The organism is Salinibacter altiplanensis (assembly GCF_002894645.1).
In the GTDB taxonomy this organism is placed as follows: domain Bacteria; phylum Bacteroidota; class Rhodothermia; order Rhodothermales; family Salinibacteraceae; genus Salinibacter; species Salinibacter altiplanensis.
Genome location: NZ_NCQY01000002.1, coordinates 244,512 through 258,575 on the forward strand (window position 1 = coordinate 244,512; position 14,064 = coordinate 258,575).

The 14,064-nt window shown below is 63.5% G+C and carries 12 protein-coding genes; 8 read left to right on the forward strand and 4 right to left on the reverse strand.

Annotated elements, in window-relative coordinates:
* Positions 1-17 precede the first annotated feature (17 nt).
* The 3 genes from B7R93_RS01125 to B7R93_RS01135 form a co-directional block, all read right to left on the reverse strand.
* Positions 18-947: a sulfotransferase family protein gene (locus B7R93_RS01125; protein ID WP_103019009.1), complete on the reverse strand. Its 930-nt coding sequence runs from the start codon at positions 945-947 to the stop codon at positions 18-20.
* Positions 948-1,707: 760 nt separating this feature from the next.
* Positions 1,708-2,505, reverse strand: a complete 798-nt coding sequence (locus B7R93_RS01130) for a sulfotransferase family protein (protein WP_103019010.1) — start codon at positions 2,503-2,505, stop codon at positions 1,708-1,710.
* 68 nt (positions 2,506-2,573) lie between these two features.
* Positions 2,574-4,130: a flippase gene (locus B7R93_RS01135; protein WP_103019011.1), complete on the reverse strand. Its 1,557-nt coding sequence runs from the start codon at positions 4,128-4,130 to the stop codon at positions 2,574-2,576.
* Positions 4,131-4,617: 487 nt separating this feature from the next.
* Here B7R93_RS01135 and B7R93_RS01140 point away from each other — a divergent pair, with 487 nt between their 5' ends.
* The 7 genes from B7R93_RS01140 (at position 4,618) to B7R93_RS01170 (ending at position 12,179) form a co-directional block, all read left to right on the forward strand.
* Positions 4,618-5,559, forward strand: coding sequence for a sulfotransferase family protein (locus tag B7R93_RS01140; protein ID WP_103019012.1), 942 nt, complete (start codon positions 4,618-4,620; stop codon positions 5,557-5,559).
* The gene (locus tag B7R93_RS01145; RefSeq protein ID WP_103019013.1) at positions 5,549-6,649 is read left to right on the forward strand and encodes a glycosyltransferase family 4 protein; all 1,101 of its coding nucleotides are present in this window, start codon (positions 5,549-5,551) and stop codon (positions 6,647-6,649) included. Before B7R93_RS01140 ends, B7R93_RS01145 begins: the two co-directional genes overlap by 11 nt.
* Positions 6,642-7,631: a sulfotransferase family protein gene (locus B7R93_RS01150; RefSeq protein WP_103019014.1), complete on the forward strand. Its 990-nt coding sequence runs from the start codon at positions 6,642-6,644 to the stop codon at positions 7,629-7,631. The genes B7R93_RS01145 and B7R93_RS01150 overlap by 8 nt, the downstream gene beginning before the upstream one ends.
* A gap of 206 nt (positions 7,632-7,837) precedes the next feature.
* Positions 7,838-8,911: a DHH family phosphoesterase gene (locus B7R93_RS01155; protein ID WP_103019015.1), complete on the forward strand. Its 1,074-nt coding sequence runs from the start codon at positions 7,838-7,840 to the stop codon at positions 8,909-8,911.
* 215 nt (positions 8,912-9,126) lie between these two features.
* Complete coding sequence (pdxA, locus tag B7R93_RS01160; protein ID WP_232797885.1) at positions 9,127-10,197, forward strand: 4-hydroxythreonine-4-phosphate dehydrogenase PdxA; 1,071 nt, start codon at positions 9,127-9,129, stop codon at positions 10,195-10,197.
* 166 nt (positions 10,198-10,363) lie between these two features.
* Positions 10,364-11,047 carry a cell division ATP-binding protein FtsE gene (locus tag B7R93_RS01165; protein WP_103019198.1) on the forward strand — a complete coding sequence of 228 codons (684 nt, stop codon included), beginning with the start codon at positions 10,364-10,366 and terminating at the stop codon, positions 11,045-11,047.
* A 145-nt stretch (positions 11,048-11,192) separates the two neighbouring features.
* On the forward strand, positions 11,193-12,179 hold the full coding sequence (locus B7R93_RS01170; RefSeq protein ID WP_232797886.1) for a hypothetical protein: 987 nt from the start codon (positions 11,193-11,195) through the stop codon (positions 12,177-12,179).
* Between the two features lie 187 nt (positions 12,180-12,366).
* On the opposite strand, the gene B7R93_RS01175 is transcribed toward B7R93_RS01170, so the two are convergent.
* On the reverse strand, positions 12,367-12,846 hold the full coding sequence (locus B7R93_RS01175) for a hypothetical protein (RefSeq protein ID WP_232797887.1): 480 nt from the start codon (positions 12,844-12,846) through the stop codon (positions 12,367-12,369).
* A gap of 824 nt (positions 12,847-13,670) precedes the next feature.
* Between B7R93_RS01175 and B7R93_RS01180 the strand changes: the two genes are divergently transcribed.
* Positions 13,671-14,048, forward strand: a complete 378-nt coding sequence (locus B7R93_RS01180; protein WP_103019016.1) for a hypothetical protein — start codon at positions 13,671-13,673, stop codon at positions 14,046-14,048.
* The last annotated feature ends 16 nt before the right edge of the window (positions 14,049-14,064 follow it).

Genomic DNA, 14,064 nt, shown 5'->3' on the forward strand with positions numbered 1-14,064 from the left:
GCGGAGGGACCGGATGGCTATCTCGGTGTTGCGAGATCGTCATAGCCGCACTCCCGAAGTGTTGGAGCAATCGCCTCTTCGAGATGCTCGATTTGTTCCGCTCGGAGCCGCGTCCGCCACGTTGTTTGAGGCGGGCGCACCTTCGTTAGGTGTCGCCGGTTTTGCTCCGTGAAGAAGCCCTCTGGGGACAGGGCGGCGATGGAAAACACGCGGCGGAGCACTCGGCCCGGGGCGTCGAGAAAGGACTCGTAGTGAACCTCTAAGCAGTGCTCATCAGGAAAACGAGCGATGTCGGTCCGAATTTGTCCGATGCACTGCTGCCAGGTCCACGCGGCCTGTTCGATGGGAGGCGCTGACTGGACGGACTGCCAGCCGGGGGGGCGCACGCCCCACCACTGGTGGAGCCTACCGCTCGCCCGGCGCCGTTTCAAAATGGAGGCCGCCACGGCCCGGCCGTCCCGAATTAGGTGAACGATGCGGGCCTGCGGGAACAGGGCACGAAGGAACCGGAGCCGAAAGGCATTTTTGGGGGTTTTCCACACGAGCCGGGGGCGATCGTGATACCTGCGGTGCCACTGCACGACGTCCCGGAGGTAGGTGCGAACGTCCTCGGTCACGTCCTCCGCGGTGGCCCGGTGGTCCTCCGCCGGCGGGAGGGCTTGGTCCCAGATGGCGTGCCCTTCGTGGGTTTCAAAGACGGAGGACAACCCGAGAGAGCCGTCGTACGGACCGCGCAACAGAGGCGGCAAGGCCGCATTGGGAAGGCGGTGCAAGACCCATTCGACGGGCCATGCAGCCGGGGGAGAAATGCGTCGAAACCAGGGCTTGCCGCACACTGCGTTGGTAAAGGGGGTGATCCAGGCCACCTGGGGGTGGAGTCGGACCAGCTGGTGAAATATGCCCGTCCCGGAGCGGGGGCATCCGACAATAAAGATCGGGCGATTCATAGAATGACGCGGTGAAATTGCGGGAGAACGCCGAACAGTGGAGACGCCCCTAGAAAACCGGGAGTGGGGGCGACGCCGAATTGGCGCACGCGGGCCATGTGCGCACGGCGGCCCCGAAGCCCTCGATCTGCCGTTTTATCCATAGCGGGTTGTCCGCCGGCTGACCAGCTCCGACGTCGTTCGTGAAGTTCTGTACGACGCTCCACTGGTATTCGATGGAGAAGTGACGGCTGGGGATTCTGGCCTAGCGCCGAACGTTGGGGAGTGAGGCTGTGGTCCCGGACGGCCCGGACTGAACATGAGGAGGAGAGACACTTGCCGGCTGACGTTTGCAGAGATCAGAGACGGCTGTGCGTATTCGTCTGTCCATCCTCGCCACTGGAGAGCACCCTCGTCCTTTTTGCTGATGAGCCCACGAGTGCAAACGACGCCCCCTGAGAAGCCGTTCGGATCCACGCCTCGACGCGTAAGAGGCGCCGGCACTCCATCAACCTGACTGTGGGCCAGTGGGGCCGCAATCTGATCCGTTGAGGTGTTCCAATGTGCTGGGGGAACGAGCTTGCGTGCAGGGTCGGAGGCATCGGCCACTCAGCAGCCGAGCCCCATTTCGTGCAGGGACTGGCGCGGCGAGAGGACCTGCCGCTCGTTGGTGCTTCTCCCGGGTTCGTCCAGTACCTCGGAAAGATATCGTGTTCGTGTGCAGGGCCTCAACGTTTTGCGTCAATCGCAGGAGAACCGTCCTAGATCATCCCCTGTCTGTTCAGTCGAGGTATTCAGCGTACGGGGTGCCCCGAAGCCGGCGGGCAAGCGCCTCGTAGTTGGCCACTCGCTCTCGCAGCGCGGAGGGGGCCGTCTTGCGGTAGCTGCTTTCCACCGGGACGGAGTCGATGTTTAGAAAGTCACAAATCATATCAACGGTCGGCTGATGAGCTTTGTCGTGGCGGATGTGCTCTTCGTAGGTCAAGGAGAGATGCGGTACGCCCTTCAGAAGCGTTGCCTCGTACTCGCGAAGGGCCTCGGCCCTCTCCATCCACTCGATGACATGCTCGGGAGCGACGCGTGGGGCTGTTGGCTCAGTGTCCGGCGCCGACTTTTTTCGATGGAAAGTGTCCTGCCGGGCCCAAATGTTCGAGAGCGCGTGGCGCAGCAGGTGCGTGCGACGGAGATACAGGATGTGGAAGCCGTGGTCGTGGTGAAGGGTGTGCAGAAAATCCTCATGCCGTCCCGGCGGGTGCTGTACGTCTTCGATCTGGTAGCTAAGAATTTTGCACCCGTACGCCTCCGCCGAGCACCGTGCGGCGCGGCCCAGGACGTGCCGGCGGGGAAACGGAACGTAGTCGTGGAGCACTTCTCCTTCGCACCGCAGTCCCGGCACGTCGTCAAGCATGCTCACGAGTGCTGTGGTTCCCGAGCGTCCTCGTCCGAACAAGACGAACCGTGTGTCGGGGAGTGGTCGGCCGGAGAGATAGTTCAGTCCGGCCTGAAGGTGTCGGAATTGCTGGCGGACAAACAGATACTGTTGCCGCAGGAAGGTCGTCGCCTCATCGAGAACCGGCATAGAGAGAGAACGCTCGGGAAAGGTTGTGCAGCGCACCGACGAGCGCTCGGGCCCGTGGTGCCATTGATCTACGTGTCCAGTCGTGCTCGCAGTTCCGACCACAGGTTGTCCGCAATGGCCTGGTCGCGGGGAGACAGACCCAGGGCGAGCAGGACACTGCCATAGACGAGTAGGGCCGCCGGGATGCCAATCAGCCAACGGCCTGAGGAGGCGAGCTGGACGAAGAGCATCCACGCTGTGCCCCCCGACGCGCCCGCCGCCACGAGGGGTTTCCACAGGTTCCACCGGAATGGCTGGATGTGAGTAAAATGGTAGAGCCCCCACAACTGGAAGAGATTTCCTAGAATATGTGTCGTGCCCGTCGCAATGGCCGCACCCACAACGCCATACCACTGAATAAGAATCCAGTTGAGGCCCACGTTCAACACGGCCATGCTGGCGTTCACCCAAAAAGTGAAATCCTGATGGTCGGACATCTGTAGCATGTGGCCCACGGATCCGGACCCAGCGACCACGATGTAGGCCCCTGCCAGCACCCGAAGCAGAATGGCCCCCTCTCGGAACTCGGGCCCGAAAATCGCCATGATGTCCGGAGCGAACACAATCAGAACCACGGCCAGCGGAAGCGTGCCCAGGGCGATCCACCGGACCGTGTCGGCGTAGAGCCGAGCCAACTCGTCAGTCCGGTCGCTGTGGTACAGCTCAGAGATGACCGGGGAAAACGCAGCCGTGAGCGCAAACAGGACAAACCGGAGCTGGACCGACATTTTGGAGGCGGCGGTGTAGAGGCCCACGGCCTCTTCGCCGGCGAGGGGCCCGAGCATGATCCGGTCGGCCCGGGCGAGGCCCATGCTGGCGAGACTCACTCCGACGATGGGCAGGGAAAAGCGCAAGAGGCGTCGAAGGTCGACCGTTGGGGCCAGGGATGAGAAAAGCGGTGGAAACAGCCGGTAAACCGCGTACACCGATGCCCCGGCGGCCAGTGCGGTGGAGGCCACGAAGGCGTACAGGGCCGCCGTGAACCCCCATCCGAACAGCAGAATGATGCCCGTGAGCAGCAGGAAGAGGGCCGGTTGAAGAATCGAGTCGAGAAGCACGTCCACCCGCATTTTGCCGAGGGCACGAGCCATGCGGGAGCCGAGGTAGGTGAGGACGTAGAAGGGGAGTCCGACCGCAAAAAGCTGGAAGACCAGCGGATCGTTCGTATTGCTGAGCGCAACCTCGGTCAGCCACGGGGCCGCCAGGTAGAGCGCCGCGCCCATGAGAACTCCGGCTCCCGTCCCGAGTCCCCCAACGGCCAAGAACGTTCCCTTCAGTGCAGCCGTATCCTCGTTCTCGCTGTGCTCGGCGCCGAACCGGACCACGCCGTTTTGAAGCCCGATTGTACTCAATTCCCGGACGATCCGAAGAAGAGAAAGCCCATAGCTGTAAATGCCGTAAAGCCCCTTGCCGAATCCCCGGCCGAGAACAACCTGTAGGGCAAACCCGACGGCCTTCGCGATGAGGGATCCGGAAAAGACCGAGCCCCCTCCCTTCAAAATGCGACGGGTGTAGTCAGGCGTCCCGCCCCCCTCATCCGAACTGGCGTCGGGGGACGAGGCGTCGTGCGTCGACGAATGGTTCATGCGGGGATGGGAAACACAAAAGCATTAACGGATCGGAGCAGGCGCCCGATTTTGTCGCTGTCGAGTGGACAGTAGACCCTCGCAAGAAATCAGGAAACCCTGACGGCATCGAGGAACGGGCCCGGTTTTGGTTGAGGATTGACGCGGGGCACGGTGTTGACGCAGGACACGATGCCGGCCCCGTCTGCCCGGTCGGCCAGGGTCAGGGCTTAGGGGCGTTCTCAGTGTAGGCCATGCAGGGATCATCTGATCCCTGCCCAAGTTGCCTGTTGAGGCACTCTTTTCTGGGCACAAACGGGCACAAAAAGGCCGACACCGACTGCCGGGTCGGGGGCTCCAGCGCCGCCGCCACGTTCCCGGCCGGTCGCCGTCGTGCGGGACTGATTCCCCGTTGATCCGCCCGGTGCCTCTACGCATTGAGGAGGGGCGGAGGGGCGACCCGCGCGCCGAGCCGCCTACTCGACCTTTTCAACTCTGAACTGTACCGATGGCGACGATGCCGAATACATTCGTCATTGGGGCGGCCAAGTCCGGGACGACCTCGCTCTACGACTATCTGCGCCAGCACCCGGATGTGTTCATGAGTCCGGTAAAGGAGCCCTGTTATTTTGCCTACGCGGAGAATCCCCCCGTGATGGCTGGGCCAGGGGACGAAGAGGCAAACCGGGAGTCTGGGGTTGTCTACACGACCCCCGAGTATGAATCACTGTTTTCAGAGGCAACGAGTGAGGCCATTGTGGGAGAGGCCTCTCCCGTGTACCTCTACGACAAGGATGCGCCGCGTCTCTTGCACGAGCAGTGCCCCGAGGCCTCGCTGATCGCGATCCTTCGAAATCCCGTCGTGCGGGCTCACTCGCACTACCTGCAGCTGATCCAGAGCGGCCGCGAGCCGCTGGACGACTTCGAGGCGGCCCTCGACGCCGAAGACGAGCGGGTGGACGCGGGATGGGAGTGGTCGTGGCACTACCGGCGCATGGGGCTCTACGGCCGGCAACTGGCGCGGTACCTGGAGTACTTCGATCGGGAGCAACTGCACGTCTACCGCTTCGAAGAGCTGACGGCGGACCCAGCAGGCTTTGCCCAAACCGTGTACCGGGCGCTCGGGGTGGACCCGTCCTTCACGCCCGACACTGGGGTTCGCCGCCGTGCCACGGGGGTTCCCACCTTCGACTGGTTGCACCGGTTCATTGGAACGCCGGATCATGTCCTCCGGCGGTGGGCACGCCTGGTGCTTCCAGAGGCCCTCCGCGACCGGATCCTGATGAGGGTGCGAAACGCAAACCTGCGGAAGCCGCCGCTGCCGCGTGCGGCCCGGGCCCGCCTGGCAGAGGCATACGCCGGCGATGTGCACCGGCTGGAAACACTGCTCGATCGTTCCTTCTCCGATTGGTTGACCACAGACGAAAATCGAATCGCCAATGACGGATGATCGACCGGCGGAATGTCCCGGCCCCGATCCTGGCCGACCGCTGAACGTGCTCGGCTGGCCGGGATTTTCGAGCGAGAACGGGAATCCGTACACCCGGCTCCTGTACGAGGGAATGGAGGCGGAGGCGAACGTGGAGGTGGACGGGTTTGCGAGGTTCGAGCCCCTCCGACAACGCTACGACGTATGGCACGTGCACTGGCCGGAGGACTTCCTGAGTTATCCGTCGCCGACGGCGGCCTACTTCTACGTCATGGCGGAGCTGCTGCTCTTCGCATGGGCGCGGCTCTGCGGCACGAAGCTGGTGTGGACGGTCCACGATCTGGGCCCGCACGAGTCCTACCATCCGCGGTTGGAGCGGCTGTTCTGGCTGCTCTTTCTCCCGATGGTGGACGGGATCATCAGCCTGAGCGAGACGGCCCGCGACGAGGCCTGCGAGCGGTTTCCCGTGCTCCGGTCGGTGCCAAGCGCGGTTGTCCCGCACGGCCACTACCGCACGGCCTATCCGGCGCCCGTGCCCAAAGCGGAGGCCCGCCGTCGGTTCAATCTTGATCCAGAAGCCCCCGTCGCGCTGTTCGTGGGGCGCATCCGCCCGTACAAGAATGTCGTTCCACTCATCCAGACATTCCGACAGTGGGAGTCCCCGGAGGCGCGCCTCGTGGTCGCCGGAAACCCCGTCTCTGATGATTTGGCCGAACGCATCCGGGGGGCTGCCGAGAGGGACCCCCGGGTCTGCACAGACCTCCGGTTCATCGAAGAAGAGACCATGCCGGCTCTCATCGCGACCGCCGACCTCGTGGTGCTTCCCTACGAGACCATCATGCACTCGGGATCGGCCCTGCTTGCCCTGTCGTTCGACCGGCCGGTCCTTGTGCCCGACCGCGGCGCCATGACGGAGTTGCAAGAGCGAGTGGGCCCCGGGTGGATGCGTACCTACACGGGCGAGCTTACCCCGCCGGTGCTGGCTGAGGGCATGAGGTGGGCCCGGACGACCGACCGAGCAGGCCGGGCGCCGGTGGAGGACCTTGACTGGTCCCGTCTGGCCCGGCAGACCGTTGCGCTCTATCGCCGCGCGCTCACAGCCCATGATTGAGTCGTGCATTCCCCGACATCCGGTGTTTGTGGTTGGCATGCCGCGCTCCGGCACCACGCTCCTCAGCAGCCTGCTCGATGCGCATCCTGCCCTCGTGGTTGCCCCGGAGACGCACTACTTCACGCGGTGCTGGAGAGGGGGGGCGATTGAGGACTGGGCCGACGTTGAGCGAATGCTCGCCCGGCTCGACCAGCAGCCCGGCGTGCACGACATGGCGCTCTCCGATGACGAGTGGGCCACCATTCGCGGTCGGCTCCGTGCCCTGCAGGCCCCCACGCACGGAGATGTTTTTCGTGCGCTGCTCGACACATACGCTGCCCGTTCAGGGGCCCCAGCCTGGGGGGAAAAAACCCCGGACCACCTCGCGAAGGTCCCCGCGATGGCCCGCCAATTCCCCAACGCCGTCTTCGTCACCATCATTCGCGATCCGCGGGACGTGGTTCTCTCACTGCGGAACCTGCCGTGGAGCCGGCGCACAATCCCGGAACAGGCGTGGACATGGCGTACCTACGCGGCCCTCGTGGACCGCTATCGGACCGACTATGAGGGGCGATTTTTCGCGCTGCGGTACGAAGACCTGATCGTCGACCCCGAGGCCTGTCTCCGCGACGTATGCGCCTTTCTAGAAATGCCGTTCCAGGAAGCGATGCTGCGCCCCCCACAGCAAGCCTCCCATCACTTCGACCCCGACCGGGAACCCTGGAAGCGAAAAAGTGCCCGGCAGATCGATTCGTCCAACCGGGAGAAGTGGCGCTCGCAAATGCCGGAGGCGGAGCGGGGAATTGTAGAACTTATCGTGGGCCGATGGCTCTCCGTCCACAGATACCCCCGATCCCATATCAGGTGGCGGCCTGCCCTCATCGGAAAGGTCCTGCAGCGCCTCGGCACGGCGGCGCTGCAGCGGGCACGTCGCACCTTCCACAAACTCCGTTCGGGACGGGCTTTCAGCCGCAGTGCGGCGCCGCGGTGGACAGAAGAGTGAGAGGAGTGCCCAAAGCGGTTCGATGAGGCGAGAACTCTCCGTCACCGCGCTACCCCTCCCTGCCGGAACGAAGACGAGGTGGGACGCGGCAAAGAGGTGGGGCGGAAACGAAAATCCCTACGATTGCCCCGAACCCTACACGGAGGCCTTCCGTTAAGAACAAGCTATTCACGCCATCTCGACCACGGGAGCCCTGGAGGCGCCGCATGCTCGACGACGTACTTGCGCTGATCCGAGAGCACGATCGGTTTTTCATCACGACCCATCTCGGCCCGGACGGGGACGCCGTCGGGTCGCAATTGGCCCTCGGGCGGTTCCTAGAGGAAATGGGGAAGTCGGTCGCGATGGTCAACGCCGATGAGGTGGACTACAACCTCGACTGGATGCCCGGGGCCGGGGACATTGCCGTCTTCAACGGCTCGCTGGAGCAGCATGAGGCCCTGGCGGAGGCGGAGGTTGCCTTTGTGCTCGACACCAACGACGAAGAGCGCCTCGGCAAGGTGGGCTCGCTCGTCCGAAACGCCGCCGCGACGACGGTCTTGGTCGACCATCACCTGGAGCCCGAGCACTGGTTCGACGTCCAGTTCGTCCGGGAGGAGGCCGCCGCCACCGGCGCACTGGTCTATGAGATCATCGAGGGGCTCTCTCCAGGCTTGATTGACGAGACGATTGCCACGGCCCTCTACACGGCCATCATGACGGACACCGGCTCCTTCCGCTACAGCAGCGTGACCCCGGAGCTGCACCGGAGCGTGGCGGACATTCTGGAGCGGGGGGGGATCGGGCCCGCACCGATCCACGAAACCATCTACGACCGCAAGTCGATGCCTGGGCTTCGCCTCCTCGGGCGCATGCTGAACCGCATTCGGCTCCGCTACAACGGACAGCTCGGCTACTCCGTGGTCACGCAGCGGATGGTGGAAGACACGGGGGCGAGCTGGGACGACAAGCAGGGCTTCGTGAACTACGTCCTGTCGATCGAGGGCGTGAAGACCGCGCTGCTCTTTTCGGAAACCGACGATGGATCCAAGATCAGCTTCCGCTCGGAAGCGGACGTGCGCGTTGACCAGTGGGCTCGTCACTTCGGCGGCGGGGGCCATCGGAACGCGGCCGGGGCGTACGTCAAACGCCCAACCTTCGAGAAGACCATCGAGGCCGTCGTTGACGCGGCGTCGGACTACATTGCCTTCGACGCGCGCCATGCCCCGGGCGACGACCTGTCCCCGGAAGACCATTCCTACCTGGAAACCCTCCTTGACGGCCCCTCCGATTCCGCCTGACGTGCCGGAGCATCTGGCTCGTTGAATCCCGTGGATCCTCTGTTTCTCCAGGGGCGACGGTGCCCGCGGGCGACGCCCCCCGCCTCGATGCCGAGAAGCCTCTGTGCGGAGGCGCCCGACCGGCTGGTGTTCGGGCGCGGTGCGGCGTCCCTGGCCCAGTCGACCTGGGCTGTCGCCGTCTTCAATGTGCTTTTCCGAATCGATTCGACGCCTTCATGCAAATTCAGCGACCCACCTTCCAGCGACCTGAACCGCCGGCGCCGGACGGCGCGCCCACCCGCCTGGCCATTACCCTGGGCGACCCGAATGGGATCGGGCCCGAGGTGGTGCTGAAGAGCCTGCATGATCCCAGCCTGATGCCGTCCATGACCCCGGTTCTCATCGGGTCGGCCCACGTGCTGCGGGTGCACGCCGACGTGCTTGGCTTCTCGGACCTCGACATCCATGTTGTGGACGAGGTGCCGGAGGAGGTGCCGCATGGCGACGTGGCGGTGCTCGATGTGGCCGAGGATCCGGAGCCGCCCGTTCTGTTTGGATCCATCACGGCGGAGGGGGGCGGGCTGGCGATGCGGGCGGTCGAACGGGCCGTGGAGGCGTGTCGGGCCGGGACCGTCGACGCGATGGTCACTGCGCCGATCTCGAAGGACGCGGTTCAGCAAGCGGGGTACGACGTGCCGGGCCACACCGAATTCCTCGCGGAGAAGACGGGCAGCGTGCAACCGACGATGATGATGGTGGCCGGGGGACTACGGGTGGGGCTCGTGACGAGTCACGTTGCGCTGTCGAAGGTCCCGTCGGCGGTGACGAAGGAGGCCATTCTCGAAAAGCTGCGTGTCCTCGATGCATCCCTGCGTGATGATTTCGCGATCGAGCAGCCCAAGATTGTGGTGTTTGGACTGAATCCACACGCAGGAGAGGCCGGCGCCTTCGGCGAAGAAGAAGAGGAGGTCATTGCGCCGGCCCTGCGGGCCGCGCAGCAGGAAGGCTTTCGGGTGGAGGGGCCGATTGCGGCGGACGGGTTCTTCGGGACCCAACTCGATGCCGATCACGACGCCGCTTTGGCAATGTACCACGACCAGGGGCTCGTGCCCTTCAAGGCCCTCGCGTTCGACCACGGCGTCAACTACACGGCGGGGCTGCCCATCGTGCGCACGTCGCCGGACCACGGGACGGCCTTCGGCATTGCGGGCAAAGGCATGGCCCTGCCGGGCAGCATGCGAAGCTCAATGGAGCTGGCCGTGGCCATCGCCCGTCACCGCCACCAGCAGGCCCGGCCCGCCACGTAGGTCTCTGGCCCGTACGGGGTCAGCTTGTGGGTGACTCGCGGCGGTCGCGTGTCCGGCGCATCTCTGTTGGAGAACGCTTCTGTCCCGGACGGGACGAAAAGGGTTGATCCTTCCTGTCCGGACCGCGATCATGTAGGCCTCTCTGCCCGGCTTGATCTTTCTGTCCGTGATCGACTTTCGCGACGTCTCCATTTCGTTCTCCCTGCCGAACGGCACCCAGCGTTCGGTGTTGGACGACGTCTCCTTCCACATCGACCAGTCGCAGAAGACGTATCTGGTGGGGCCCACGGGCAGTGGCAAGAGCACGATTCTGCGCCTGCTGTACATGGATCTGCTTCCCGACTCGGGGGTCGTTCAAATTGGAGACTACCGATCCGACGAGATTGGGCGGGACGACATTCCGCATCTCCGGCGCTCGATTGGGGTCGTCTTTCAGGACTTTCAGCTCCTTCCAGACCGGACGGCGTACGAGAATGTGGCCTTTGCCCTGCACGCCACCGGTACATCTGCCTCGGAGGTGAAGAGCCGGGTTACCAAGGTGCTAGGGCGCGTGGGCCTTAGCCACAAGCACCGCAGCTACCCCCACGAACTGTCGGGGGGCGAGCAGCAGCGCGTTGTCGTCGCGCGGGCAATTGCCAACGACCCGTGGGTGCTCCTGGCCGATGAGCCTACGGGCAACCTGGACCCGTCCGTGGCCGACGAGATTCATGAATTGCTGCTGGAGCTGCACAAGCAGGGAATGACGCTCTTCGTGGCGACCCACGACCACCGCCTCGTCAAGTCGTATTCGGCCCGCACCCTCGCGATGATGAACCGGCAGGTGGTGGAGATTGCCCCGGAGACGCTCTAGCTCGATCTCAAGACCCCCCTCGGTCGTAGGGAGCTGTGCATGTGACTGTATTGAAAGGGCGTTCGCCCCCCGAAAACCGCCTGTTCCGGCGTGCGTGTGGCGTGCTCCATCCGATCTTTGCCCTCACGGTGTTTCGTGCGTCCCCATGAGTGCTGCTCTTGCGATCCTTCGCTTCAGTGGCCGTGTCTTCGATGTCTTCGAAGAATGGTGGGAGGGCGAGGAGGCTCGTCGTATGGTGGCGGGGGGGCTCGTTGGGGGCTTTTTGGGGGCCCTTGTCGCGATTGAGCTCAGCCGGATGGGCTGGCTGCCCGAGCCGATGGGGAGGGCCGTCTCGACCAATCACTTCAAGGCCATCGACGTTGCCTTCACGCTTTTCCTCGTGGTGGAGCTTGTCGGGCTGGTTGTGGGCCTCGCCACGAGTGTGGCCGACACGGCAGGCAAGCAGTTTGAAGTGTTTTCGCTCATCCTGCTCCGTCGCTCCTTCAAGGAGCTCGTGGAGTTTGAAGAAGAGCCCATCCAGTGGGGAATGGAGACGGGGCGGGAGGCGGTGCAGCACCTCGTGGTAGACGCCACGGCGGCCCTGCTCATCTTTGTCATCCTCGGTCTGTTCTACAAACTGCAACTGCACCAGCCCATTACCGAGTCGGAAGGGGAACAGCAGTTCTTCGTCCGACAGAAAAAGCTGGTGGCGAACGGTCTGCTTCTCGTCCTGTCCGGCCTTGCCGCGTACGCTGTGCTGGGGCCGCTTGTCGGCGAAGAAGGCATTCCCTTCTTCAACACCTTCTACACGGTGCTCATCTTCAGCGACATTCTTGTGGTTCTGATGTCGCTTCGCCACAGTGTGACGTATCACGTGGTCTTTCGGAACTCCGGGTTCGCCGCGGCGACGGTGATGATTCGCCTTGCCCTGTCGGGGCCGCGATACCTGGGGGCTGCACTGGGCGTGGGCGCGGCCCTCTTTAATCTGGGGGTCGCAGCGGCGTACTACTACGTAGCGCCGGCGGCGCAGGCCTCGACGCAGCGCAACCGCGAGCGGAAGAAATTTGAGGAGGCACCGACGGAGCCGGCTGAGGCCGACGACCGGTCCGCCGCGGAGGACTCCACCGAGGCCCAGTCCACGCCGGGGGGATAGGAACGGGTCCTCCGCCTCTTCTGAGATGCCATGGTGGCCGGCAACGTCCTGGGAACCCGGTCGTCGACCCCGTGCGATCGGAGTGTCGGACATGGGGGGCGTGGGAGAGACGCCCGATTTTTCGAACGCAGCAGCCCCGTTGAGGGGAAGAGTGGAGGCGGCGTAGACCAGGGCCCTGAAACGACCGTCAGTTTGAACTCAGAAGCCACCGTCGGAGTCCCTCGGGCCCTACCTCTTCGTACATGGTTTGAATCCGGGCCGCACCGTCTTCGGTGATCTTGGCACGAATAATCTTCTCAATGGTCGCCGCCAGTGCAGGCGGCATCGCCTGTTCGACGTCGACCTCAAGGGTCCGTTTGCCCTGATTCAAGTTGTGAAACGCGAGCGGGGCCGCGGCTGCCTCGGCGATCTCGGGGGGCAGGTGATCGGACAAAATCGTTTCTACGACCGTCGCTGGAGAGCGGGCATTCTCGTCCTGTGCGGTCCCCATTACGTTCTCCAGTTCCGAGCGAACCCCATCGGACAAACGGAGGCCATCGAGCCCGTTCACTTCTAGGTGGGTGTGAAGTTGCGTGGCCAAACGCTCCGCCTCATCCTGGTTCGGAATGTACGTCAACGTCCAGCCGCGGAGCCAATCCCGCGCCGTTGGAGTACTGAAGGTTTTCATGTAGGTGCATGTCTGTTTCGTTGATCGGAGGGCACACTTGCGTTTCAGGGGACCTCGACCGGTCTGAGATCCCGTCCGTGGAGGCGCACGAACTCTCGCCTGGATCGGGGCTCAAGAAGGCCTCAATGCCGGGGGGAGAGGAGTCTCCTTCTCTTTCGCCCCAGGACGGGGGTAAATCCGTAACAAGGACTATTCCACAGAGAAAGAGCGATCCGGAGCACGATCAGCAGAGCCCCAACTTCCAATCACTGGAGGGGAGAGCACAGAACCCGCTGTAAGTGCATGGGAGAGTGCGACTCAGTGGGGAAACCCGGGGTAGTGTTTTTCCGAGGGACGTGTATATATTCGCTGAAAATTTTAATATTTAGTGAACTAAGTGTGACAGAACATAAAAGTGTTGACGGCAGTCCCCCCGCCGTCTAGATTTAAAACGTGCATGTTGCTGTTTAGGCATCGCTTGTTCTGACGACCCAGTAAAGACGGTAAGCTCCTAGCCGAGACGGCGGCTCCTGACGGATGCCGCAGTCTTCCAGGGCCCGGAGATGCGATGGGGGAGACTCCCTCTTTCCGCCGTTCTTGTCTTCCCGAGACGGGGTTCCCCGGCGGAACTTCTTGTGCAGGCGATTGGCCGACGCTTGGGCTTTAACGTCCGTGCAACGCAGGAATCCATAAAGACGTTCGTTTCACACGTCCGCGGGTGGGAAGGGAGCCGTGTTCTCCAGAGTGGGAGGGCCCGTATACGTCACTCGTCCCCGTGAGGTGCGTCCCATCTCCTCATACACTTATCATCGCTGCAAACAATTGGCAAGATGATAGACTCGAGCATGTCCGACGACGTGGTTGCCCAAGTGATTCTCCGTTCTGCGGATGGGTCTTCGGTGTTAGATCCGGATGAGCCCATTACGTCGGAAACCGTAGACTCGCATCGAGTCGAGAGCCACGTAATCGAACGCGCGAAAGAGGCCCTCCGTGATCTTGGGTTCGAGGTGGTTCAGGCCAGCGAGGTGGGGCTCTCGATTTCGGGGGACAAGGAACGGTTCGAGGAAGTGTTCGACACCACGCTGAAAGCGCGCCCGGGGTCTACCGATGCGGACACAAGCCGAGGACAGGTGTACGAGGCGACAGCGCCGGTCCAGATTCCTGAAGAGCTGTCGTCCCTCGTGGACGATGTTGCGTTTCCGGTTTCCCCCGAGTTTCACTAGTTCGTTCGATGGCCAC